We start from the raw sequence: 23,578 nt of genomic DNA, 5'->3' as shown, positions 1-23,578 counted from the left end.
TCACGGCCGTCACCCCAGCGCCACGAATCCCGACTCGTACGCCGTGATCACCGCCTGTGTGCGGTCGCGGGCCCCCAGCTTCGCCAGAACGGCACTCACATGGGACTTCACCGTCTCGGTCCCGACCACCAGCCTGGCGGCGATCTCCGCGTTCGACAGTCCGCGCGCCATCAGCCGCAGCACCTCGGTCTCCCGGTCGGTCAGCCGGGCCCGCTCCAGGACCGCGCGCGCCGCCCGGTTCCCGCCGTCGTCGCCGTACCGCGCGGCGAGCTGCCGCACCGACGCGGGGAACAACAGCGACTCGCCCTCCGCGACCAGCCGCACCGCGTGCACGATCTCGGCGGGCCGGGCCCGCTTCAGCAGAAAGCCGTCGGCACCGGCCCGCAGCGCCTCGTACACGTACTCGTCGTTCTCGAAGGTCGTGACGACGAGGATCTTCGGCGGCGCGGCGACCGTCCGCAGCACCGCGCGCGTGGCCTCGATCCCGTCCAGCAGCGGCATCCGTACGTCCATGGCGACCACGTCGGGCCGCAACTGCCGCACCAGCGGAATCACCGCCGCCCCGTCCGCGGCCTCCCCGACCACCTCGATATCGGGCTGCGCTTCCAACACGGCCCGCAGACCCGCGCGTACGAGGGGTTCGTCGTCGACGAGGAGCACGGTGACCGGCATCCGGCCAGCCTAGGGGGTGTTTCGAAAGTCCCGCACAGCATCCGCGGCGCCCGGCGCGCACCCTCGCCACGCACCGGACACCGCGGGCACCGCACGGGACTTTCGAAACACCCCCTGGATCAACTCAACGGCAGCTCAACATGTACCTGCCAGTCACCTTCGACGGGACCGGTCCGCGCGCGTCCGCCCAGCAGGGCGGCGCGCTCGCGTATCCCGCGCAGGCCGCTGCCTCTGCCGGGCCCGGGTATGCCGGCGGTGAGCGGATTGCGGATCTCCAGGGTGAGCGTGCTGTCCGCGACGGCCACGCGGACGCGGGCCGGGACGGAACCCGCGTGCCGCAGCACATTGGTCAGCGACTCCTGGAGGATGCGATAGCCCTCCCGGGAGACCGGCCCGGGCACGGTGTCCAACGGCCCGCTCATGTCGACGTCGACCTTGGTGCCGGAAGCCCGCGCGGACTCCAGCAGGCGGTCCGCGTCCGTGAGGGTCGGCCGGCTGCTCACCGGTCGCTCGGACTCGCGCAGCACGCCGAGGACGCGCTCCAGGTCCTCCAGGGCGGCCCGCCCGGTCTCCTCGACGGCCGCCAGGGCGCGGTCGGTGAAGGCGGGATCACCGGCGGCGCGGGCGGCGCCCGCCTGGACGACGGCCACGGTCAGTGCGTGGCCTATGGAGTCGTGGAGTTCGCGGGCGATACGGGTGCGCTCCAGTAGCTGCTCCGTGCGCTCCTCCAGCGCGGCCAGACGCTCGGACGGGGAGGGGCCAAGGAGGCGGAGGGCGAGTGCGGTGATGAGGTGGCCGGCGGCGAGGACGGTCACCCCCAGAGCGGCCAGCGACAACGGCGCGAGCAGGACGTGCCACCAGTGGTGGCCGCCGAGGAGGAACGGCCCGCCCTCCTCGTAGTCACGGCCGAACGCAGCCGACACCAAGTCCACCGTGGCGAAGATCAGTTGGGCGCTGCACGTCATGGTCACGTAGCCCAGCAGCAGCCGCGCCTCCAGCCACACGACGAGCCGTCCACGGTCGCCCCAGGAGGCGGACGGTGCGACGACGATGTCGGTGCTCTCGCTGTCGTGCCGGTGACCGGTCAGCAGCAGCCTGGCCTGCAACCCCTCCACGGTGCGCATCGCCGGGACCAGCCCGGCCGGGGCGAGGACCGCGGCCGCGACCAACCAGATCCACCACGCTTCCCGCACGAACAGCAACAGGCTCGGCGCCACGACGGCGATGAACAGATGCAGCCATCGTGTGTACGTCACCGCCCGGCCGAACGGGCGCAGCAAGCGGACCATTTCGTCATCCTGCCAGCCGCCACTGACAACGAGCCTCCCCCGCACGGGGGAGAGGATCTCCACGGGCGGGGGAAGAACCGACCCACTCCCGGCGGCCAGGCTGAATGCCATGACCAGCATCGAAGTCCAGGCCCTCACCAAGGAGTACGGCACCCGGCGAGCCGTGGACGACCTCACCTTCACCGTCCTCCCCGGCCGCGTCACCGGCTTCCTCGGCCCCAACGGCGCCGGAAAGTCCACCACCATGCGGCTCGTGCTCGGCCTCGACCGGCCGACGTCCGGAACCGCCACGATCGGCGGCCGCGCCTACCCGACCCTGCGCGAACCCCTGCGCCACGTGGGTGCGTTGCTGGACGCCCAGGCCGCGCACGGCTCCCGCACCGCCCGCGACCACCTGCGCGTCCTCGCCGTGAGCAACGGCATCGCCGTCCGCCGGGTCGACGAGGTGCTGAAGGAGACCGGACTCGCGTCGGTCGCACGCCGCAGGGTGAAGACGTACTCCCTGGGCATGCGCCAGCGCCTCGGCATCGCGGCGGCCCTCCTCGGCGATCCCGAGGTCGTCCTGCTCGACGAGCCGTCCAACGGCCTCGACCCCGAAGGCATCATCTGGATCCGCGAGTTGCTGCGCCGCCTGGCGGGGGAGGGGCGCACGGTCCTGGTCTCCAGCCACCTCATGAACGAGACCGCGTCCTTCGCCGACCACCTGGTGGTCCTCGGCCGGGGCCGCCTGCTGGCCGACACCCCGATGCGGGAGTTCATCCACGCACGCGTGGAGCCCCACGTCCGAGTCCGCACCACGGACGCCACCGCGCTCAAGGCCGCCCTCGCCCGACACGGCCACGAGGCCGTCGAGCACGAGGACGGGCACTGGATCGTGCGCCACGCACGCGTGGACGACATCGGCCGCCTCGCCTCGCAGGCAGGCGTCCCCATCCTCGAACTCACGGCGGAGGAGGCCACGCTGGAGCAGGCCTACCTCGACCTGACCGCGACCGAGGCCGAGTTCACCGCACAGCCCCAGGAGGCCTGAACCATGGCATTCGCACCCGCGCTCCACGCGGAGTGGCTCAAGATCCGTACGCTCCGCTCCCTGCCGGGAGCGCTGCTCGCGCTGTTCGCCGCGACCACCGCGTTCTCCGCGCTGGCGGGCACCGACGGCAGCTCCGACCCTGAGTTCGACCCGCTCTTCACCGCGCTGTCCGGTGTTCTGCCCGGCCAGATCGCGGCCATCTCGTTCGGCGCGATGGCCGTGTCGTCGGAGTACCACGGGGGTGCGCTCCGGTTGACGCTCGCCGCGGTGCCCCGGCGTGGACGGTGGTTCGCCGCCAAGATGACGGCCATCGCCGGGCCGGCACTGATCGTGGGTCTGGTCACCGCCTTCACGGCAAACGCCGTGGCACGCGCGGGACTCGGCTCGGCGGCGAGCGGGGTCACGACGGGCGAGCAGGTGCGCGGGGTCCTGGGCTGCGGGATCTACCTCATGCTCATGGCCCTGTTCGCGGCGGGCCTCACCGCCGTGCTCCGCAGCGGAGTGGCCACGCTCTCCCTCCTGATCCCGTTCATCCTCGTGGTGTCCTTCGTCATCGGCGACGCCGCGGGCACCGTGGCCGACTTCCTGCCGGACAAGGCCGGCCAGATCGTGCTGCACCAGACCTACGACGGCACCCTCGGGCCGTGGTCGGGCCTGACCGTGACCGCGCTGTGGACGGCGGCCGCGCTGCTGGCGGGGACGTGGAGCGTGCGGCGGCGAGACGCCTGACGGCACGCCAATTGTCAGTGGGGCCGGGTTTACTGGACCACATGAACATCGCACGGCACATCGCCCTCATCGACGAGTTGTGCTTCCGCCCGTTCGCGGCGGAACACACCTCGTCGGACGGCGGCGAGAGCGGACCCGGCCACCACACCGTGGTGTTAGAGAGCAGTCACGGCGACTGCGGGACGCGTGCGGCGACCGTGGAGCAGTACGAGAAGTACCGCGACGCCCTGGACGAGCAGTTCGCGTCCCGATGGGGAGAGACGGCCCCCTACAACCTGCAGACCATATCGCTGCGCACCGCACAGGAGGAGATACCCGAGCCCTGGGCCTCGCTCAGCGCCCGCGCCCGCGTGGCCTGCGTCTGGGAAGCGGAGGGGACGGGCCGGTGGGTCGCGGTCGTGGTCGCCGACCGGGACGAGGCCGACGACGTGAAGCTGCTCGGTGTGGTCACGGAGATAGACCCGCCGTGACCCGTCAGGCCTCGGCCGCCGCCCGCAGCCGCCCGAACTCCTCCGCCATCGTCGCCGCCGTCCAGTGCGCGTTGAGCCCGCTCGGATTCGGCAGCACCCATACACGCGTGTCCCCGATCGTCCGCTCCTGCGGACCCACCTGGGCCTTGCGGTCGTCGAACGCCGCCCGATAGGCGGTGACCCCGACGACGGCCAGCCAACGCGGACGCAGCCGCGCCACCTTCGTCGCCAGCAGCCGCCCGCCCTCCCGGTACTCCTCGGCGCTCAGCTCGTCGGCCCGTGCGGTCGCCCGCGCGACGACGTTCGTGATGCCGAGGCCGTAGGACGGCAACTCGCCCTGTTCCGACGGTTTCAAGAGCCGCGGTGTGAAGCCGGACAGGTGCAGGACCGGCCAGAAACGGTTGCCGGGACGGGCGAAGTGATGGCCGGTCGCGGCCGTCATCAGACCGGGGTTGATGCCGCAGAACAGCACTTGGAGACCGTCCGCGACGACGTCCGGTACCAGACGGTCGCGGGCGGCCTCCAACTGCTCGGCGGTGAAGCGGGCCATGCCGTGCTACGCGCTAGAGGATGGCCCCGGGCGTGTAACCGGCGGCCTCCGGGCGCTGCTTCACGATCTCCTCGATGCGGCCCACGACGACGCCGACCTGGTCGGCCGCGGCGCCCGTGAAGGACAGCTTGTCGGCCATCAGCGCGTCCAGCGCGGGGCGGTCGAGCGGGATGCGCTCGTCGGCGGCCAGCTTGTCGAGCAGCTCGTTGCGCTCGGCGCCCTGCTCGCGCATCGCCAGCGCGGAGGCGACGGCGTTCTCCTTGATCGCCTCGTGCGCGACCTCACGGCCGACGCCCGCGCGCACCGCGCCCATCAGCACCTTGGTGGTGGCGAGGAAGGGGAGGTAGCGGTCCAGCTCACGCGCCACGACCGCCGGGAACGCGCCGAACTCGTCCAGCACCGTCAGGAACGTCTCCAGCAGACCGTCCAGCGCGAAGAACGCGTCCGGCAGCGCGACCCGGCGCACCACCGAGCAGGACACATCGCCCTCGTTCCACTGGTCGCCCGCCAGCTCGCCGGTCATCGAGGCGTAGCCGCGCAGGATGACCATCAGGCCGTTCACACGCTCGCAGGAGCGGGTGTTCATCTTGTGCGGCATCGCGGAGGAGCCGACCTGGCCCGGCTTGAAGCCCTCGGTCACCAGCTCGTGCCCGGCCATCAGCCGGATCGTCTTCGCCAGCGAGGACGGCGCGGCCGCCAACTGCACCAGCGCGGTCACGACCTCGTAGTCCAGCGAACGCGGATAGACCTGGCCGACGGAGGTGAACGCCTGGGAGAAACCGAGGTGCCCGGCGATCCGGTCCTCCAGGTCCGCCAGCTTCGACGCGTCCCCGCCGAGCAGGTCGAGCATGTCCTGCGCCGTGCCGACCGGGCCCTTGATGCCGCGCAGCGGGTAGCGGCCCAGCAGCTCCTCGACCCGGCCGTACGCCACGAGCAGCTCGTCGGCGCCGGTCGCGAAGCGCTTGCCCAGCGTCGTGGCCTGCGCGGCGACGTTGTGGGAGCGGCCGGCCATGACCAGCTCGCCGTACTCGGCGGCCAGCTTGCCCAGACGGGCCAGCACGGCCACCGTACGGTCGCGGATCAGCTCCAGCGAGAGCCGGATCTGCAGCTGCTCGACGTTCTCCGTGAGGTCACGGGACGTCATGCCCTTGTGCACGTGCTCGTGCCCGGCGAGGTCGTTGAACTCCTCGATCCGCGCCTTCACGTCGTGCCGCGTGACCTTCTCGCGCTCGGCGATGGAGGCGAGGTCGACGGTGTCCAGGACGCGCTCGTAGTCGGCGAGCGCCTCGTCCGGCACCTCGATGCCGAGGTCCTTCTGGGCCCGCAGGACGGCGAGCCAGAGCTGGCGCTCCAGCTTCACCTTCTGCTCGGGGGACCAGAGCGTGGCGAGCTCGGTGGAGGCGTAGCGTCCGGCGAGGACGTTCGGGATGCGGGGCTTGGCGGGCGCAGAAGTCACGTGGACGGAGTTTACCCGGCGCCCAGTGGGCCCCCGGGCCCCCTGCCGCCAATACGGTCCGGAGCACCCCAGGTCCTGCGTAGGCGTAGGCGGGCGATCGGGTGAATTCCCTGGCCGTCGACGCGTCCCGGCACCCTCGGACCTCCATATTTCGTTCATAGTTCTGGACGTCGTGGCGAGTGTGAACGTGCGGCATCACATCACGGCCCTGCGACGACCTCGCGAATTCTGGCAATCGACACGATCGCGTCAATGACCGACGCCGGATTCCTCATTCCGCCCGAGAGAAAGACAACGAGAATGCGACAGGCCCTGACCAGGGGATTGATCGTGGCCGCCGCCACGACAAGCGCCCTTTCTCTATACGGCGCATGTGCGTCCGCGGCCCCGCGCATGCAGGGGACCGTGGTGAACTCCGCGGCTGCCCTGTCGGGCCGTACGGATCCGTGGGGCTCGGACGGGCTGGACGGGCTGGATGAAAAATTCCAGAAGATGGATGACAACTTCGGCGAGATGCAGGACAGATTCCAGAAGCTGAACGACAAATTCAGCGAGATGCGGCTGCCGGAGCCCGCTTCCGGAAACAGCACCTCTGGATATGGCAACCCCGGCTACGGTGCCGAGGAGCCGAAGGGCCACGGCTACGGCTACGGCGAGGAGAAGCCGAAGGACCACGGCTACGGCTACGGCGAAGGGGAGCCGAAGGACCACGGCTACGGCTACGGCAAGGAGGAGCCGAAGAGCCACGGCTACGGCAAGGAGGAGCCGAAGGACCACGGCTACGGCCACGACGAGAAGCCGAAGGACCACGGCTACGGCTATGGCGACGAGAAGCCGAAGGGCCACGGCTACGGAGCCGAGGAGCCGAGCGGCTACGGCTACGGCAAGGAAGAGCCGAAGGACCACGGCTACGGCGACGAGAAGCCGAGCGGATACGGCTACGGCGCCGAGGAGTCGGACGGCTACGGCTATGGCGAGGAGGAGGACGGCTACGGATACGGGTACGGGGAGGAGCCCACGCCCACACCTACGCCCAGCAAGCCCACGCCCCCTCCGTCCGAGAAGCCACCGGGGAAGCCGGAGCACCCCCACATGCCCGAGACCGGCGCTGAGAGCGTCATCGGAGGCATCGCAGCCAGCGGGGCGCTGCTGATCGCCGGAACCGTCCTGTACCGGCGCAGCCGGGCGGCGTCGCGTCGGTGACGCTCAGGGTGCCGGGCCACGGCCCGGCACCCTGTTGTCTCCGCCCCTGCCGCGGGGCTACGCCCCCGGAACCTCGTACGCCTCGTACGGCAACAGCTCCGGCCGCTTCGCCGGCAGCCCGTCGCCGGACGACCGGCCCGTCAGTCGCCGCCCGATCCAGGGCAGCAGGTGCTGCCGGGCGAACCGGGCGTCCGCGACCCGTCGCGCGGCCCACCCCGGCGGCAGCGTGGCCGCCATCGGTGTACGCCACTCGGTGTCCTCGGGGTCGTAGCCGAGCGTCTGCCACACCGCCTCCGCGACCCGGCGATGTCCCTCGGCCGTCAGATGCAGTCGGTCCACGTCCCACAGGCGGGGGTCGCCGAGCGACGGCGCCCCGTACAGGTCGACGACGATCGCGCCGTGCCGCGCGGCCAGCTCGTCGACGCAGTCGAACAGCTCCTCCATACGCGGCCGGAACCGTTCCAGGACCGGCCCCTGCCGGCCCGGGCTGCGCATCAGCACCAGCTGTTGGCACGCCGGGGCGAGCTTCTCCACGGCCTCCTCGAGGAGTCCGCGCACCCGCCCCATGTCGCACTTGGGTCGCAGTGTGTCGTTGAGCCCGCCGACCAGCGTGATCACATCGGCGCCCATGGCTGCCGCCACGTCGACCTGCTCGTCGACGATCTGCCTGATCAGCTTTCCGCGCACCGCGAGGTTGGCATACCGGAAGCCGGGCGTACGGGCGGCCATCCGCCCGGCGAGGAGGTCGGCCCAGCCCCGGTAGGAACCGTCCGGGAGCAGGTCCGACATGCCCTCGGTGAAGGAGTCGCCGACCGCGACCAAGCTGCTGTATGTGGGGTTCGTCTGCATGGCGAAAGAAATGGTAGCCCGAGGCCCATACCCATCGGTCGGTCGGCCCGGCCAGCGCCGCGATCCGGCTGTCGGGCCGGCTTTGGAGCTCGGCTGCCCCGATCCGTCGGGGCGTCCCGGGCCCCGCCCGCTCCCGGCTCTCGGGTTGGACCTGGCTAGTCCGAACCGGCTGTCGGGCCAGGGCTGAGACTGAACCCGGCCCTCGGCTCCGGGCCTCCCGCCGAACCCGCGCGTCGGGCCGGATCTTCGGCCAGTCTCCGTCGTCGGGCCGCGCCTTCGGCCGATGTCCGCTGTCAGGCCGGGCCTTCAGTCGTGCTCCGCCGTCAGGCCGGGCCTTCAGTCGTGCTCCGCTGTCAGGCCGGACCGCCCGGGCTGATCCGGGGCGTCGTCGGCCGGACCTCCGGCCCGGTCCCCGCCCTCAGGTCCGCTGCCCGAACAACTCCCGCAGCACGTCCTCCATGGTCACCAGTCCCGCCAGCCGGCCGTCGCCGCCCAGGACGGCTGCCAGGTGGGTGCGGCTGCCTCGCATGGCTGTGAGGACGTCGTCCAGGGGTGTGGTCTCCCGGACACTGGCGATGGGGCGCATGTCCCGCACCTGGAACGGTACGTCCCGCGGGGAGGCGTCCAGGGCGTCCTTCACATGGAGGTAGCCGACGATGCGGCGGCCCGCGTCGACGACCGGGAAGCGGGAGAAGCCCGACTCGGCCGACAGTCCCTCCAGTTCCCCCGGAGTGACACCCACGCGCGCGTAGACGACGTGCTCCAGGGGGACCACCACGTCACGGACGGGTCGGCGGCCCAGTTCCAGGGCGTCGTGCAGCCGCTCACGCGCGCGCTCGTCGATGAGGCCGGCCTCGCCGGAGTCACGCACCAGACGGGCCAGCTCGGCGTCCGAGAAGGTCGCGGTGACCTCGTCCTTGGTCTCGACGCGCAGCAGCTTCAGCAGCGCGTTGGCGAAGGCGTTGATCGTGAAGATCACCGGCCGCAGCGCACGGGACAGGGTGACCAGCGGCGGACCGAGCACCAGGGCGCTGCGCACGGGCTCGGCCAGCGCGATGTTCTTCGGCACCATCTCACCGAGCAGCATGTGCAGATAGGTGGCCAGTGCCAGCGCGATCACGAAGGAGACGACGTGTCCCGCGCCCTCCGGGACGCCCACCGCGTGGAACACCGGTTCCAGCAGATGCTCGATGGCGGGTTCCGCGACCACTCCGAGCACCAGCGTGCACAGCGTGATGCCGAGCTGTGCGGCCGCCATCAGCGCGGACACGTGCTGCAGACCCCACAGCACGCTCTTGGCCCGCCGGTCGCCCTGATCGGCGTACGGCTCGATCTGCGAGCGCCGCACCGAGATCAGCGCGAACTCGGCGCCGACGAAGAAGGCGTTGACGACCAGCGTCAGAAAGCCGATGAACAGCTGTACGGCGGTCATCGCCCGCCCTCCTTCTCGTTCTTCTCGTTCTTCTCGTGCTCCGTCGCGTCGTCGAGCGGCGCGTGGAGCAACACCCGGGCGGCCCTGCGGCCCGCCGCGTCCACCACGTCGAGCCGCCAGCCGGCCACCTCGACACAGTCACCGACGGCGGGGATACGGCCGAGCTCCGCCGCGACGAGACCGGCCAGGGTCTCGTACGGCCCCTCGGGTGCCCGCAGGCCCACGCGCGCGAGCTGGTCCACCCGTGCCGAGCCGTCGGCCGAGTACAGCGTCCGACCCTCCTCGTCGCTGCCCGCCTGGGCGAGGTCGGGCGTCTCGTGCGGGTCGTGCTCGTCCCGCACCTCGCCCACGACCTCCTCGACGATGTCCTCCAGGGTCGCCACCCCGGCCGTACCGCCGTACTCGTCGATGATCACGGCCATGGTGCGCTTGCCGGAGAGCCGGTCGAGGAGCCGGTCGACGGTGAGGGTCTCGGGGACGAGGAGCGGCTCGCGCATCATCTCGGCGACGGAGACCCGGGTCCGGCGTTCGGCGGGCACCGCCAGGATGTCCTTGATGTGCGCGGTGCCCACGACCGAGTCGAGGCTGCCGCGGTAGACGGGGAACCGGGACAGCCCGGTCGCCCGCGTCGCGTTCGCCACGTCCTCGCAGGTCGCCTGGGCTTCCAGGGCGATGACCTGGACGCGCGGGGTCATGACGTTCTCCGCGGTCAGATCGGCCAGGTTCAGGGTCCGTACGAAGAGTTCGGCGGTGTCCGCCTCCAGGGCGCCCTCCCGGGCGGAGTGCCGGGCGAGGGCGGCCAGCTCCTGGGGGCCGCGCGCGGCGGCCAGCTCCTCGGTGGGTTCCACCCCGAAGCGGCGCACCACGCGGTTCGCCGTGTTGTTGAGGTGGGTGATGAAGGGACGGAAGATCGCGCTGAACCAGCGCTGCGCGTTGCCGACCGTCTTCGCCACGGCCAGCGGCGAGGAGATCGCCCAGTTCTTGGGCACCAGCTCGCCGACCACCATCAGTACGACGGTCGACAGGGCCGTACCGATCACCAGTGCGATCGAGCTCGCCGTCGAGCGGGAGATGCCGATCGACTCCAGTGGGCCCGCGAGCAGGGCGGCGATCGACGGTTCGGCGAGCATGCCGACGACCAGGTTGGTGACCGTGATGCCCAGCTGGGCGCCGGAGAGCTGGAACGTCAGATTCCGTACGGCCCTCAGGGCGCCGACAGCGCCCCGCTCGCCGCGCTCTGCGGCCCGCTCCAGCTCGCTGCGCTCGACCGTGGTCAGCGAGAACTCGGCCGCGACGAAGGCACCGCAGGCGAGCGAGAGCAGGATCGCCACCAGCAGGAGGATCACTTCGGTCATCGGGTCACCTCCGTCCCATCGTCGGACAGGGTGGGGAGGATCGCGCGATGTCGGGTACTGGGAGGCTCGCCCATGGGCGGACGCTCACACCTTTCACGGGAGGGCCGAAGTGGTCCCCCAATAGTAAAGGGTGGGCAAAGGGCCTTGTTCCGACGGCCGGGGCACGGCTCAGTCGGTCAGGTGCTTCACCCACCGCCGCCACTGTTCCTCAGGCGTGTACCCGGCCGCGCGCCAGGCATGGTGGGCGGTCTCGTTGCGCTGCAGCACCATCGCGTCACCGCGACGCCCGCCGAGCGTGACGAACCTCTCCTCCGCGGCGGTCAGCAGTGCCGAGCCGACGCCGCGGCGGCGCCGCTCCGGGTGTACTGCCAGCCGGTACAGATGGCAGCGCCAGCCGTCGAAGCCCGCGATGACCGTGCCCACCAGTTCGCCGTCCAGCTCGGCCAGGATCAGCGCCTCGGGGTCGCGGGCGACCAGCCGCTCCACGCCGTCCCGGTCGTCGCTGATGCTGGTGCCCTCGGCGGCCGTCTTCCAGAAGGCCAGCACGGTGTCGAGGTCGTGGGCCGTCGCGGCCCGTATCCGCAGATCAGTCATGCCGTGATCTCATCACGGGCGCCGGGACGGGACGCGGAATTCCAGTATCCGGACGGCTACTTGCCGGCTACTTTCCGCGCAGCCGCGCCATCACCGGGGCGAACGCCTCCATGTTCGGTTCGAGGACGGTCAGATAGGTGAACCCGTACCGCTCACGTTGCGCCAGCACCTGGGCGGTCATCTCCTCCACGGTGCCGATCAGACCGATGGGCAGCTCCAGGACCTGGTCCGGTGTGAGGTTCGGGACCCGTTCCAGCAGAGGCTGTACGGCCGCCTCGCGGTCGTCGGTGTCGAGCACGAACTGGATCAGCAGGTTCAGTTCGGTCGGCTCAGGCTCCTTGCGGCCCGCTGCCGCCGCCAGTTCGCGGTACCGCGCGACACGCTCCTCCAACTCCCCGGCGAGCAGGACCTCCAGCTTTCCCGTCGAGTCTCCCCGCACCGAACGCGCTCCGGTGAACGCCGCGATGTCGGCGTGCTCGGCGGTCAGGCCCAGCACGCGGTCGCCGTTGCCGCCGACGAGCAGCGGCACCCGGGGCCGCTGGACCGGCTGCGGCATGGGGGTCCCGCCGCTCGAGCGGATTCGAGAGTGGGGGAGTTCCTCGGACGCGAGCAGCCGGTACACCTCCTCGATCGTGCGCCGCAGATGATCCACACGCCCACCCGGGGAGAGCCATGGCAGCCCCGCCGTGTCGTGCTCCGCCTTCACATAGCCGGTGCCGAGGCCGAGTTCCAGTCGCCCGCCCGTGAGGGCGTCGGTGGTCGCGACCTCGCGGGCGAGCAACGCCGGGTTCCAGAAGCCCGCGTTGAGCACGAAGGTGCCCAGTCGTGGCCGCTGAGTCGCCTCGGCCGCCGCGACCAGGGCGGGGAACGGCGCGGGCATGCCCAGGTGGTCGGGGACCAGGATCACGTCGTAGCCGAGTTCCTCGGCCCGGCGGCACTTGGCCCGCCACTCGTCGGCCGGGGCGGACGTCATCAGGTTGACGCCGAAGCGGAACGGACGCGGGCTCTCCGGTTGCGACACGAACTCTCCTCATCTGCAAGGGACTTGAGCACCTGCCGCGATTCCATCACTTCCCTCACTCGTGCGCGATGGCCGCCAGCACATTCATGCGCGAGGCACGCAACGCGGGGAGCAGCGCCGCCACCACGCCCACGACCGCCGAGCCGATTACCACCGCGACGATCGTGCCCCAGGGGATCGCGAGCGCCGTCATCCCCTGCAACGCCAGCACCTGCTGCGTGCACACTCCCCACACCAGCCCCAGAGCGAGCCCCAGGACCGCGCCGAACACGGCGATCACCACCGACTCCAGCCGGATCATCCGGCGCAGCTGCCGCCGGGCCAGCCCGATGGCCCTGAGCAGCCCGATCTCCCGGGTGCGCTCGACGACCGACAGGGCGAGGGTGTTCACCACGCCGAGCACCGCGATGATGATCGCGAGGCCGAGGAGGGCATACACGAGGTAGAGCAGCACGGCGATCTGGTTGTGCACGAGCTCTTTGTAGTCGGCGATGTTCCGGACCTGCACCTGGGGATACGGGTCGAGCGTCTTCTCCAGGCCGGCCCGCAGGTCGTCGGCGCTCGTGCCGGAGGCGGCGTTCACGTACACGGCCGCGTCCTGCCCGCCCGGCGCGTACTTCTCCAGGGTGCCCAGGCCGAAGTAGATCCCGCCCTGCGCGCCGAACCCCTCGGCGGACTCCTGGTCGGTGAGGGCACCCACCGTCAGCTCGGCCCGCCGGCCGCCCTGGAACTCGACCGGGACGGTGCTGCCGACGCGCACGCCGTGGTCCGCGGCGAAGTCCTTGTCCATGGCGAGGCGCCCGTCCGCGAGCGCGGCCGCGGAGTCGCCCTGCGCATACGTGATGTTGGCGACCTCGTCGAGCTCGGGTTCGTAGGCCGCGGCGGTCGTCTTCACACGGTCACCGTCCGGGAGGCGCACGACGATCGTGGTGAACTGCGAGCGTACGACCAGCCCCACGCCCTCGGTGTCGCTGATCCGGTCGGTGATCTCCCGTGGGAAGGGCACGAAGTTGCTGTTCTGTACGACGAAGTCGGCGCCCAGCGTCTTGTCGATCTGCTCGTCGAACGACTTGGTCATCGAGGCGCTGGCCACCGACATCCCGCCGACCAGCGCGAGCCCCACCATCAGGGCGGCGGCCGTGGCACCGGTCCGGCGCGGATTGCGCAGGGCGTTGCGCTGGCTCATCCGGCCGACCGAGCCGAACAGCGCGGGAAAGGCCCCGCCGAGGACCCGGATGACGGGCCGTACGAGCAGCGGTCCCGCGATCACGGTCGCGACGAGGGTCAGGATGACGCCGAGGCCCAGCAGGGAAGCGGCCGTCGACGTCCTCGACGACACGGCACAGCCCGCGAGCGCCGCCGCACCGGCCGCCCCGACCACCGAGCCGACGACCGCGCGCAGCCGCAGCGGCCGTCCGATGTCGGCGATCTCCGCGTCCGACAGGGCCGCCATCGGCGAGACTCCCGCCGCGCGCCGGGCCGGGAGGTACGCCGCGACGAAGGTGACGCCGAGGCCTACGACGTACGCGGTCACCGGCGTCCCCCAGCCGATGACCATCTCGGTCGCCCTGATGTTCATGCCCAGCAGACCCATCAGTTCGATGAGTCCGACGGCCAGGCCGATACCGGCCGCGAGGCCTGCCGTCGAGCCGACCAGGCCGAGCAGCAGCGCCTCGGTGAGGACCGAGCGACGCACCTGGCGCCGGTCCGCGCCGAGCGCCCGCAACAGGCCCAGCTCGCGGGTGCGCTGGGCGATCAGCATCGAGAAGGTGTTGACGATGAGGAAGACGCCGACGAGTACGGCGATCCCGGCGAAGCCGAGCATCACATATTTGATGATGTCGAGGAATCCGCCCAGCTGCTCGACGTCCGACTCGGCCTGCTCGTCGGCGGTGCGCAGCTGGTAGGTGCCGGTGTCGGCGTCGCTGTCACTGCCGAGCGCGTCGGCCACGCGCCGCTTGAGCTCCGCGTCGCTGACGCCCTCGGCCGCGTCGAGCGAGATGGATGTGGCCGCCTCCGGATCGCCCAGCAGCTTCCTCTGAGCCGCCTCGGTGTCGAAGAAGACCAGAGCGGCACCGGGGTTGGTGGTCGTGAAGGTGACGATGCCGACGACCTCGACCGGGAAGGAGCCCTCCTGCCCGATGACCGTGAGCCGGTCGCCGATCCGTACGTCCTTGCTGTCGGCGGTGTCCGCGTCGATCATCACCTGCGCGTCGCCCTTCGGGGCGTGGCCGGAGGTGAGCTCCACGGGGCTGCGCTCGGTCGGGTTCCAGGCGGTGCCGATCGTCGGGGCGCCCGTGGTCGGACCCACCGACTCGCGATCCTCGTCGGCGACGGTGAGGCCCTCCACGTCGACTTCCGCGCGTGCCGCCGCGACCCCGTCGACCTGGCCCAGACGGTCGGCGAGCGAGGCCGGCAGGGTCAGCGTCTGTCCGGACGGGATCGTCTCGTCGAGGGTCTCCTTCGGCGTGACGGTGACGTCGGCGGCGGTAGAGGCGAAGAGCCGGTCGAAGGTGCGGCTGACGGTGTCCGAGAAGATCAGGCTGCCCGCGACGAACGCGACGGAGAGGATCACGGCCAGGGCGGAGAGCAGCAGCCGCCCCTTGTGGGCGAGGAAGCTGCGGAGCGTCGCCTTGAGCACGGGGTCAGCGCTCCTCGGGTGCCGCGGGTCCGCCGTCGTCGTCCCGGCCGCGGATCCCGTCGGACTCGGAGGTCTGGGGGTTCCCCCCGGCGAAGAGGCGCATCCGTTCCAGTACGGCCTCCGCCGTCGGCCGCTCCATCTCGTCCACGATGCGCCCGTCGCCGAGGAAGAGCACCAGGTCGGAGTGGGCCGCGGCGCCCGGGTCGTGGGTGACCATGACGACCGTCTGCCCCAGCTGGTCGACGGCCTCCCGCAGGAACCCGAGCACCTCCAGGCCGGCGCGCGAGTCCAGGTTGCCGGTCGGTTCGTCCGCGAAGATCAGCTCGGGCCGGGAGGCCAGCGCGCGGGCGCAGGCGACGCGCTGCTGCTGGCCGCCGGAGAGCTGGGAGGGCCGGTGCGTGAGGCGGTCCCGCAGCCCCAGGGTGTCGATGACCTGGTCCAGCCACTTCTCGTCGGGCTTCTTGCCCGCGATGTCCATGGGCAGGGTGATGTTCTCGGCCGCGTTCAGGGTCGGGATGAGGTTGAACGACTGGAACATGAACCCGATCCGGTCCCGCCGCAGCCGGGTCAGCTCGCGGTCCTTCAACCCGGTGATCTCGGTGTCGCCGAGCCACACCTGCCCCGCCGAGACGTTGTCGAGGCCCGCCAGACAGTGCATCAGCGTGGACTTCCCGGAACCCGAGGGCCCCATGACCGCCGTGAAGCGCCCGCGCGCGATGTCCACGTCCACCGAGTCGAGGGCGAGCACCGTCGTCTCGCCCGAGCCGTACGCCTTGGTCAGACCGCGGGCGCGGGCCGCGGTCCCGTCGGCCGACGCGGGGCCCGGGGCGTACTGGGCAGCTGCTGTGGACAAGACCGCCTCCTCATGGACGGAACGACTCGCCGTCACCGCCGAGCGTAATGTGATCCACCGCACACCTGGTATCCCCCCAAGGTCCCGGTCGGTCTCCGTCCCAGGTCGGGCCCCTGATATCGATGTAAGGGGCACGCTTCGCCTCCGAGGTGGCCGGGATGGCCCCTTGCCGTTGCTAGCGTCCGAGCGCTAGCTTTGAGGTATGGCGAAGACCCAGCTGAACGTGAGAGTGGACGAGGGCACGGCCCGCGCGGCACGCGAACGTGCCCTGGCCCGCGGCATGAGCGTCAACCGCTACATCGAAGAGCTGGTCAGAAAGGACACCGGGGAGGTCGGCCATACGTTCGTCGACGCAGCCGCCGACTTCATGAAGCAGTACGAGTCCGTCTTCGCCGAGGAGTTCGGCGCGGAGCACGAAGGTCGTCGCTGATCCGTTGAGCAATCTGAACATCGACCTCGCCTGGCTGCTGATGCTCGCCGAGAAGAGGACACCGGGCGACCCCCAGGTCACCGACTGGGGTGCTCTCGTCGCCGCCGTCGCCCGCCATCGGGCGGAGATATTCGACATCCCCGTCTACGACAGTCCGCAGGCCCGCGCCGCCGCCCTGCTCCAACTGCTCATCCACGTCCCGGCCCTGGAGCGCTCCAACGCGCTGTTCGCCTCCGCCGTGGCCTACGCCTACCTGGTCGCCAGCGGCCTCAAGGTCGTCACCTCACCCGAGCAGGTGCGCGATCTGGCACGCCTGGTCAAGAGCGGTGAGGCCTCGGTCGAGGACATCGCGCGCGAACTGCGCCAGTGGAGTCTGTGAAGCGGAATCCGTGGAGCGGAGTCCATGAAGCTGCGTCCGTGAAGCGGAGCCTGTGATCAGACGGGCCGCTCCTCCGTCGGCCGCCACGCCGTGCCCAGCACGCAGTACGACGACGGGAGCACCGGCCCGTTCTCCGGCATCATCACCCGTCGGCACGGGCCGAGTTCGAACCCGGCCTCGCGCAGCGCGGCGACCGGATCGCGGGACACATGGCAGCCGCCGCTCACCAGCGGCCACACCGTCCGGTCCAGCGCACGCTGCGTGAGGAGCATCGCGCGCCCGCCGCCCCGGCCGTGCTCGAAGAACCGCACCACACCACCCGGCCGCAGCACCCGCCGTACCTCACCGAGCGCCCGCGGCACGTCCCGCACACTGCACAGCACCAGCGAGAGCACCACCGCGTCGAAGGCCTCGCTCTTGACCGGCAGCGCCTCCGCCGCGCCCGGTACGACGTCCACCGGCACCTCGGCGCGCAGCGCGGACTCCACCGCCAACCGCCGCAGCAGGCGCTCCGGTTCGATGGCGACGACCTCCGAGACGGCACTCGGATAGTGGGCGAAGTTCAGACCGTTGCCGGCGCCGATCTCGATCACCCGGCCCGACAACCCGGACAGCAGCCGGTCGCGGATGCCGGCCATGCCCATCCGCGTCTCGGCGTTGACGCTCATCCGGGCGTAGAAACGGGCGAACAGCGGGTGGTGCACGGAACCCCGTGACACCTTGCCGGAGCCGGCGGACCGTAGGGCCATGGGGACCTCCCGGGTGGGACGGGACTCACCCTGATTGTCCCCCGTACGGAGCCGACGCACCCCCCGCCGCCGCGGTGGCCGTCGTTCCTGGTCGTTCCTGGTCGTTCCTGTTCCTTCCGGGCCAGGTCAGCCGATGAAGTCCCGGACCTGCTCGTACACGCCGTGGTCGTTGTTCATGTCGGTGTGCGAGACGCAGCCGACCTCGACGTTCGTCGCGCCGCTCAGGATCGCGGTGGTGTCGGGCGTGAGCGCGTCGTCGCAGTTCGACCAGTAGCTGGCGTACGACACGCCGCCCGGGGTCTCGTCCCCGGAGTTCAGGGAGGCCAGGAACGAGCTGCCGGTGTTCATCTGCGCGCAGGAGGTGTACAGCCACGCGCACCACGAGGCGGTGCTCGTGCCGTGGTTCACGCCGGCCGTCGACACGAAGTCGTCGACGTACGACGTCCCGCCGAGGTTCTTGAGGTAGTAGCGGGAGCTGAGCGCGCCCATGGAGTGGACGACCAGGTCGACCTTCGAGGCGCCCGTCCGGGCGAGCACGTTTCTGATCTCGGTCGCGAGCTGCTGGGCGGTGGTGGCGTTCGACTGGCTCCAGTCGTACGACCAGGCGTCCAGCTCGGCGGAGGTGTAGCCGTCGGCCGCGAAGTAGCCGGCCCATTCGTCCCAGCTGCTCGCCGAGCTGCTCAGGCCGTGGACGAAGACGACCGGGTTGTGGGTCGCGGCGTGCGCGGGGGTGGGGGAGAGGGACAGTGACAGAAGGAGCGATGCGGCCAGGGCCGAGACGGCCGTGGCGATGCGACGCTTGGGGCGCTGCATGGTGCCTCCTGAAACGTGTGGGGTTGTCAGGAGTGTCGAGCCGGGTCTACGCGCGCCGCATCCGTGAAATCGCCGGTCTTTACGGTTCAATTAACTCGCCAGTAACGTCTTTTGTGTGCTGACTCCGGTGAACCCCCCGCCCCTTGACGGCACTTCGCCACCGCGGCTGCTCACGGACGCGTGGCGACAACTGGCCGCCACCCTTCCCGAAGGCGTCCGCGTCCGGGTGCTGCGTGCCGTGTACGGCGATCCGCGCGCCGCCGTCGAGCTGGTCCCGCGCCTGACCGAGCGCCAAGCGGGCGGCATCGACCCGCTCCCGACGGAACCCGCCGAACTGGCACCGTCGTTGCTGCGTGAACGCCGGGCGGAGATCAGGGCGCTGCCGGACGACACGCGGCTGTTGCTGCTGCTCGCCGCGGCCGATCAGTACCCGGTCCCCACGGACGCCTTCCTGCGTGCCGTCATGGCCGCCCGCCTCGACACACGGTCGCTGGATGCCGCCGAGGCGGCCGGGATCGCGCACGCGGGAGCGGGCGGCGTCGTGTTCCGTGATGCGTGGACGCGGATCGCGGCCTACGAGACGGGATCCCCGGCCGACCGCCGCGACGTCCACCGCCTCCTGGCCCGCGTGCTGGGCGGCGAGGGCGAGACGCCCTGGCGTTCCTGGCATCGGGGCGCCGGAGCGCTCGGCCCCAGCGGCCGACTGGCGGCGGAACTCGGCGCCGCCGCGCACAAGGCGGGCGCCGCGGGACGGCTCTCCCTGGCCCGGGCCCTGGCGGAGCGCGCCGCCCTGCTGTGCGCCGGCCCGGCCGAGCAGGCCCGCCTGGTCGTCCGCGCCGCCGCGTACGCCTGGCAGTCGGGCGACGGGGACCGGGCGCGCAGGCTGGCCGCCGTCGGTGCCGACGACGCGCTGAGCGGGGTGCTCGCCCTCCGGGCGGGGAACGCGTCGGAGGCGTTCGACGCGTTGCTGACGGGGGTGGTACAGGCGGGGCCGACGGGGGCTGTGGAGCCGGAAGGCGGGGCGGTGTCCGCCGCGTCGGCGGCTCTGGACACCGGCGCGGCATGGGCGGCCGTCGCCTCGGACGGTGGCCTCCGGGGCAGAGCCGTTGCCGAGGACGTGGGCTGTTTCCCGTCGGCGGAAGCCGCTGCTGTCGAGCACGTGGGCTGTTTCCCGTCGGCGGAGGCCGCCGCCGTCGAGCACGTGGGTTGTTCCCCCTCGGCAGACGCCGCTGACAGGGCCTCCCGGCCCATGGCCCAAGCCCCTTCCAGATCCGCAGTCGTCGCCGCAGTCCCCGCCGACCCCTTCGGCACAGTTCCACCGCCCGCCGCGCTCCCGGACCCAACTCCAGCCGCGCCAGCCGCCGTTCCCCTCGCTGAGGCTGCCTCGGTCCGCGCCGGGCACCTCCTCGCCCGCGCCACCGAAGCCGCCATCTACACCGGAGACGTGCGCCGCCTGCGCGAGGCCGTCCGGATCGCCGACCGGCTCGGGGTCGTGCCGCCCGGCACGCTCGGCGGGCTCGTGGCAGCGTTCGACGGGCGGTACGAGGACGCGCGTGACCTGCTGAGGGCGGCGGCCGGGCGGTGCGGGCCGGGCGGTGACCCGACCGTCCTCATCCATGCCGGAATCGCCGCCCTGCTCCTCGGCGATCACACCCGCGCGGCCACCGCGACCCTCCGTGCGGCCGCCTCCGCCCGGGCGCTGGGCACGCCGGTGACCGTGGCACAGGCGATGGAGTTCCGGGCGTACGCCGACTTCTGGACCGGACGTCCCCGGGCCGGCGAGGCGGCGGCGGTGGACGGGCTGTGGCAGGCCCACGCGACCGGCCAGGACAACGGCGCCTGCCATCTTCAGGCGGCCCTCGCCATGTTCGCCGCGCTCACCGGAGACGCGGACGTCTGCCGCGAACGCGCCGCGACCGCACGGTCGTACGCCCTCGCCAGTGGCCTCGGTCTGCCCGCCGCCCTGGCCCAGTGGGCGCTCGCCTTCCTCGACCTGAGCAGTGGCCGCTTCGCCGCCGCGGCCGCCCGACTGCGTGCCCTCGCCGGGTTCGGCCCCGGCCACGGCCACCGGGCCATCCGCCACCTGGCGACCCCGCACTACGTCGAGGCCGCCGTCCGTACCGGTGACACCCGGGTCGCCCGCGTCGCCCATGCCGACTACCACCGCTGGGCGAGCACGGTGCGCAGCCCCGACGACCTGGCCCTCAGCGCCCGCTGCCGCGCCCTGCTCGCCCCCGGCGAGGAAGCCGTGGACCACTACCGCGCGGCACTCGACCTGCACTCCCACGGCACCCGCGACTTCGAACGCGCCCGCACGGAGCTGCTGTTCGGCAGCGCGCTGCGTCGACTGCGCCGCCGTACGGAGGCACGCGACCGCCTGCACAGCGCCCTGGAGGCGTTCGACTCCTTCGGCGCCCCGCACTGCGCGGCCCAGGCCCGCACCGAACTGCGCGCCCTCGGCGCACCCGCCGCACCGGCCGCCAACGGGGCGGAGGACCCCACCACCCGCCTCACGGCCCAGCAGCTCCTGATCGCCCGTATGGCCGCCGAGGGCGCCACCAACCGTGAGATCGCCGCCCGTCTCGCCCTCAGCCCACGCACCATCGACCACCACCTGCGCGGCGTCTTCACCCGGCTGGGGATCCGCTCGCGGATCGAGCTGGTGCGGATCGTCGCCGAGAGCGGGGAGGGAGGGCCGCTCTAGCCCCGGACTTCGCGGGTCACCGTTTCAGGTCTGTGGCCAGCGGGTTTGTCCGATGTCGGTGTCGAGTAGGTCGAGGAGGTGGAGTTGGACGCCGCGGGTGATCTGGACGGTGGGCGGGTCGGTGATGTTGCCGATGCGCAGGGTGAGTTCGCCGAGGTGGTAGAAGACCATGCGGCCGGTGGGGCGGACCCGGCGGTTGTCGGGGTAGAGGCCGCTCATGGTCTGCTCGGGGCCGAGCGCGCGTCTGACCTGCCGTTCGATCAGGCAGAAGACGAGCAGGGCCAGGCAGATGACCTGGATCAGGGCGGCAACGCGCCGGTTGTGCTGCACGAAGACCGGCGCGACCGCGAGCGGGCCCTTGAAGTCGTGGTATCTGCGCTCGACCGCGCCCTGGCCCTTGTAGTGGATCAGAGTCTGCCCAGCGTCCGCCTGGTCGGCGGGGACAGACGTCAGCAGTGCGTACCAGCCGTCGACCACGGCTTCCGCCTTCAGCACGCCGGTGTCGAAGTGCCAGGCCAGGACCGGGGTGCCGTCCTCGTTATCGGTGACGGTCCAGCGCAGACAAGAGGTGACACGGCGCTTGGCGGCGATGACACCGATTCGGGCGACGATCTTCTCCCGGGTCTTGTAGTGGCGTCCGCCGGCCGCAGCGGTGAGCTTGTTCAGGTCCTGGGCGGCCTTGGCCAGGCGTTTGTCCCGGGCTGCTTGCTGGCCGGCGGCGTTCGCGGTGGAGTGGACCAGGATCCGTCGCACGGTGAGCACAGGATCGCTCTTGCGGGGCCCGGTCAGGGTGTGGGTGTCCTCCAGCACGCGGTAGGTCTCGCGCCGCTCGGCGGGCTTGCCCGCCTCCCGGTTGGGCGTCCAGTCCACGATGGTGGCCTGCGCGGGATCGAGAGCGGCATAGACCTCGTCCTTGACCTGCGCGGCCGGGGCCGGGGCGATGAACTGGACCCCGGCCGCCAGCAGGGCACGGACGTTGGAGTAGGACACCAGCTTGGAGTCGGCGACCATCAGGAAGTCGCGTTCACCGGCCATGGCCCGCAGGTCCTTCATCGCGCCGACGACCTGGCTGACCTCGGCCGCACCACCGCCGAAGACCCGGGCATGGAGCGGGATGCCGCCGTCGGCCGACACCGCGAGCCCGGCCTGGACCTGCTTCAGATCGAAGCGCCGGTCCTTGGGATGCCCGTAGCCAATGACGGGGAAGTCCTCCTCCTGACCCTCGACCGGGAAGGCCCCGTGCACGGACATGCTGGTCATGTCCCAGTGCATCCGGGCCACATCGATCCCGAACTCACCGATCGCCCGCGCCCCGACCGTGCCCGCGATGTGCTCCAGCTGCGGAGCGATCGCATCCAGTGCCCGGGCCAGACGATCATCGTTGAGCAGAGCGGGCTCGATCCCGAAGACCTCTTCCACTGCCCAGCACCTGGCCCAGTCCTCCACCCGCACCAACGGCGCGGGCGACGTCAGCCGGTTGGCCACCAACGCCTCGATCACCTGCCCGTGCGTCACCAGCGCACTCGCGCCACCAGGACACACCTCGTCGACGATCCCGGCGACATCCAGCCGACGCAGAAACTCGGCAGCGACAGGCAGAGCGCCCAGACGCTTCTCCACCACGGACGTCACCGCCACTTCAAGACGCTGACGCTGAGACCGTGGCCGCGGGGACCGGGAAGTCATCGACACACCCCACCCAACGCCACACCCCCGGCCCAGGACACCCCGGACCGGTCACACCATACGAATCAACGACCCGCGAAGTACGGGTCTAGCTGTCGGCGAAGGCGCGGGCGAAGCCCGCGAGATTCTGCGGACAGGCCCAGACGTCCCGCGTCATCCGGCGTTCGAACCAGGTGTCCGAGTCGTCGTCGGGCCGGCGCTCGTCCTCGGTCAGGGCACCTTCACCGGTGTCCCGCTCCGGGTGCGCCAGCATCTCCAGGACGTACCGGAGGTTGTCGAGCTCGTCGTCGAGCGGCATGTCGTCACCGGGATGCTCGTCATGGGCGCAGGACATCTGCCCGAAAGCCTGCTCGACGGTGCTCATCGCCTTCAGCACGCGGGCCTCGGCCGGCCCGTCCGGGTGGGCGTAGATCACGTAGGGGCCTGTCAGCACCAGCCCGAGGGTCCACAGAGCGGTGCCCGGACCGTCGGCCGTCACGCTCGCCTCGAGATGCCGCGCGCAATCCAGTACCGCGCGCCGCGCATCGCCGAGGTGGTAACCCTGCCGGATCTCATCCCAGTCGTCGATCAGCTCGTCCCACTCGGCGGGTGTGGTGGGTGCCGGAGTCAGCGGCGCCTCGCCGTCGGGCCGGTGTTCGGCGGTTTCCGTGTTGGTCATGATCAGAGAATGGCA

The 23,578-nt window shown here is 71.3% G+C and carries 22 protein-coding genes; 7 read left to right on the top strand and 15 right to left on the bottom strand.

The window, feature by feature from the left end; all coding sequences use genetic code 11:
* Positions 1-9: 9 nt before the first annotated feature.
* Together ABIE67_RS08335 and ABIE67_RS08330 are read right to left on the bottom strand one after the other, a co-directional pair.
* The gene (locus tag ABIE67_RS08335; protein ID WP_370255658.1) at positions 10-672 is read right to left on the bottom strand and encodes a response regulator; all 663 of its coding nucleotides are present in this window, start codon (positions 670-672) and stop codon (positions 10-12) included.
* Positions 673-791: 119 nt separating this feature from the next.
* Complete coding sequence (locus ABIE67_RS08330; RefSeq protein ID WP_370255657.1) at positions 792-1,961, bottom strand: sensor histidine kinase; 1,170 nt, start codon at positions 1,959-1,961, stop codon at positions 792-794.
* A gap of 109 nt (positions 1,962-2,070) precedes the next feature.
* Between ABIE67_RS08330 and ABIE67_RS08325 the strand changes: the two genes are divergently transcribed.
* The 3 genes from ABIE67_RS08325 to ABIE67_RS08315 are packed head-to-tail and all read left to right on the top strand — an operon-like array spanning position 2,071 to position 4,190.
* Positions 2,071-2,991, top strand: coding sequence for an ABC transporter ATP-binding protein (locus ABIE67_RS08325; protein WP_370255656.1), 921 nt, complete (start codon positions 2,071-2,073; stop codon positions 2,989-2,991).
* Between the two features lie 3 nt (positions 2,992-2,994).
* Positions 2,995-3,720: an ABC transporter permease gene (locus tag ABIE67_RS08320; protein WP_370255655.1), complete on the top strand. Its 726-nt coding sequence runs from the start codon at positions 2,995-2,997 to the stop codon at positions 3,718-3,720.
* 41 nt (positions 3,721-3,761) lie between these two features.
* The gene (locus ABIE67_RS08315) at positions 3,762-4,190 is read left to right on the top strand and encodes a hypothetical protein (RefSeq protein ID WP_370255654.1); all 429 of its coding nucleotides are present in this window, start codon (positions 3,762-3,764) and stop codon (positions 4,188-4,190) included.
* A 4-nt stretch (positions 4,191-4,194) separates the two neighbouring features.
* Here ABIE67_RS08315 and mug read toward each other — a convergent pair whose 3' ends face one another.
* Both mug and purB read right to left on the bottom strand, forming a co-directional pair.
* Positions 4,195-4,740 carry a G/U mismatch-specific DNA glycosylase gene (mug, locus tag ABIE67_RS08310; RefSeq protein WP_370255653.1) on the bottom strand — a complete coding sequence of 182 codons (546 nt, stop codon included), beginning with the start codon at positions 4,738-4,740 and terminating at the stop codon, positions 4,195-4,197.
* A gap of 13 nt (positions 4,741-4,753) precedes the next feature.
* A complete protein-coding gene (gene purB / locus ABIE67_RS08305; RefSeq protein WP_370255652.1) occupies positions 4,754-6,196 on the bottom strand; it encodes an adenylosuccinate lyase in 1,443 nt (480 codons plus the stop codon).
* 408 nt (positions 6,197-6,604) lie between these two features.
* On the opposite strand from purB, the gene ABIE67_RS08300 reads away from it, so the two are divergent.
* Complete coding sequence (locus ABIE67_RS08300) at positions 6,605-7,399, top strand: hypothetical protein (protein WP_370255651.1); 795 nt, start codon at positions 6,605-6,607, stop codon at positions 7,397-7,399.
* A gap of 57 nt (positions 7,400-7,456) precedes the next feature.
* Here ABIE67_RS08300 and ABIE67_RS08295 read toward each other — a convergent pair whose 3' ends face one another.
* From ABIE67_RS08295 to ABIE67_RS08265, 7 genes are all read right to left on the bottom strand, one after another.
* Positions 7,457-8,248, bottom strand: a complete 792-nt coding sequence (locus ABIE67_RS08295) for an SGNH/GDSL hydrolase family protein (RefSeq protein ID WP_370255650.1) — start codon at positions 8,246-8,248, stop codon at positions 7,457-7,459.
* Positions 8,249-8,666: 418 nt separating this feature from the next.
* Positions 8,667-9,680: a hemolysin family protein gene (locus ABIE67_RS08290; protein WP_370255649.1), complete on the bottom strand. Its 1,014-nt coding sequence runs from the start codon at positions 9,678-9,680 to the stop codon at positions 8,667-8,669.
* The gene (locus ABIE67_RS08285) at positions 9,677-11,035 is read right to left on the bottom strand and encodes a hemolysin family protein (RefSeq protein ID WP_370255648.1); all 1,359 of its coding nucleotides are present in this window, start codon (positions 11,033-11,035) and stop codon (positions 9,677-9,679) included. The genes ABIE67_RS08290 and ABIE67_RS08285 overlap by 4 nt, the downstream gene beginning before the upstream one ends.
* A 168-nt stretch (positions 11,036-11,203) precedes the next feature.
* A complete protein-coding gene (locus ABIE67_RS08280) occupies positions 11,204-11,629 on the bottom strand; it encodes a GNAT family N-acetyltransferase (protein ID WP_370255647.1) in 426 nt (141 codons plus the stop codon).
* A gap of 67 nt (positions 11,630-11,696) precedes the next feature.
* On the bottom strand, positions 11,697-12,650 hold the full coding sequence (locus tag ABIE67_RS08275) for an LLM class F420-dependent oxidoreductase (protein ID WP_370255646.1): 954 nt from the start codon (positions 12,648-12,650) through the stop codon (positions 11,697-11,699).
* A gap of 55 nt (positions 12,651-12,705) precedes the next feature.
* A complete protein-coding gene (locus ABIE67_RS08270; RefSeq protein ID WP_370255645.1) occupies positions 12,706-15,291 on the bottom strand; it encodes an ABC transporter permease in 2,586 nt (861 codons plus the stop codon).
* Positions 15,292-15,295: 4 nt separating this feature from the next.
* The gene (locus tag ABIE67_RS08265) at positions 15,296-16,144 is read right to left on the bottom strand and encodes an ABC transporter ATP-binding protein (protein ID WP_370255644.1); all 849 of its coding nucleotides are present in this window, start codon (positions 16,142-16,144) and stop codon (positions 15,296-15,298) included.
* 202 nt (positions 16,145-16,346) lie between these two features.
* Here ABIE67_RS08265 and ABIE67_RS08260 point away from each other — a divergent pair, with 202 nt between their 5' ends.
* Positions 16,347-16,574 (top strand): hypothetical protein, encoded by a 228-nt coding sequence (locus ABIE67_RS08260; RefSeq protein WP_030053911.1) that lies wholly within the window; start codon positions 16,347-16,349, stop codon positions 16,572-16,574.
* Between the two features lie 4 nt (positions 16,575-16,578).
* Positions 16,579-16,953 carry a fic family toxin-antitoxin system, toxin component gene (locus ABIE67_RS08255; protein ID WP_217214046.1) on the top strand — a complete coding sequence of 125 codons (375 nt, stop codon included), beginning with the start codon at positions 16,579-16,581 and terminating at the stop codon, positions 16,951-16,953.
* Between the two features lie 56 nt (positions 16,954-17,009).
* Here the strand turns inward: ABIE67_RS08255 and ABIE67_RS08250 are convergent, their stop codons facing one another.
* Positions 17,010-17,702: a class I SAM-dependent methyltransferase gene (locus tag ABIE67_RS08250; RefSeq protein WP_370255643.1), complete on the bottom strand. Its 693-nt coding sequence runs from the start codon at positions 17,700-17,702 to the stop codon at positions 17,010-17,012.
* Positions 17,703-17,828: 126 nt separating this feature from the next.
* Entirely contained in the window at positions 17,829-18,515 is a 687-nt protein-coding gene (locus tag ABIE67_RS08245; RefSeq protein ID WP_370255641.1) for an esterase/lipase family protein, read from the bottom strand.
* A 115-nt stretch (positions 18,516-18,630) separates the two neighbouring features.
* Here ABIE67_RS08245 and ABIE67_RS08240 point away from each other — a divergent pair, with 115 nt between their 5' ends.
* A complete protein-coding gene (locus ABIE67_RS08240; RefSeq protein WP_370255638.1) occupies positions 18,631-21,219 on the top strand; it encodes a LuxR C-terminal-related transcriptional regulator in 2,589 nt (862 codons plus the stop codon).
* Between the two features lie 24 nt (positions 21,220-21,243).
* Here ABIE67_RS08240 and ABIE67_RS08235 read toward each other — a convergent pair whose 3' ends face one another.
* Positions 21,244-22,857 (bottom strand): IS1634 family transposase, encoded by a 1,614-nt coding sequence (locus ABIE67_RS08235; RefSeq protein ID WP_370251876.1) that lies wholly within the window; start codon positions 22,855-22,857, stop codon positions 21,244-21,246.
* A gap of 136 nt (positions 22,858-22,993) precedes the next feature.
* Positions 22,994-23,563, bottom strand: a complete 570-nt coding sequence (locus ABIE67_RS08230; RefSeq protein ID WP_370255636.1) for a hypothetical protein — start codon at positions 23,561-23,563, stop codon at positions 22,994-22,996.
* Between the last annotated feature and the right edge of the window lie 15 nt (positions 23,564-23,578).

This window comes from Streptomyces sp. V4I8 (assembly GCF_041261225.1).
In the GTDB taxonomy this organism is placed as follows: Bacteria; Actinomycetota; Actinomycetes; order Streptomycetales; family Streptomycetaceae; genus Streptomyces.
This window is presented reverse-complemented; position numbering and strand designations above follow the sequence as displayed.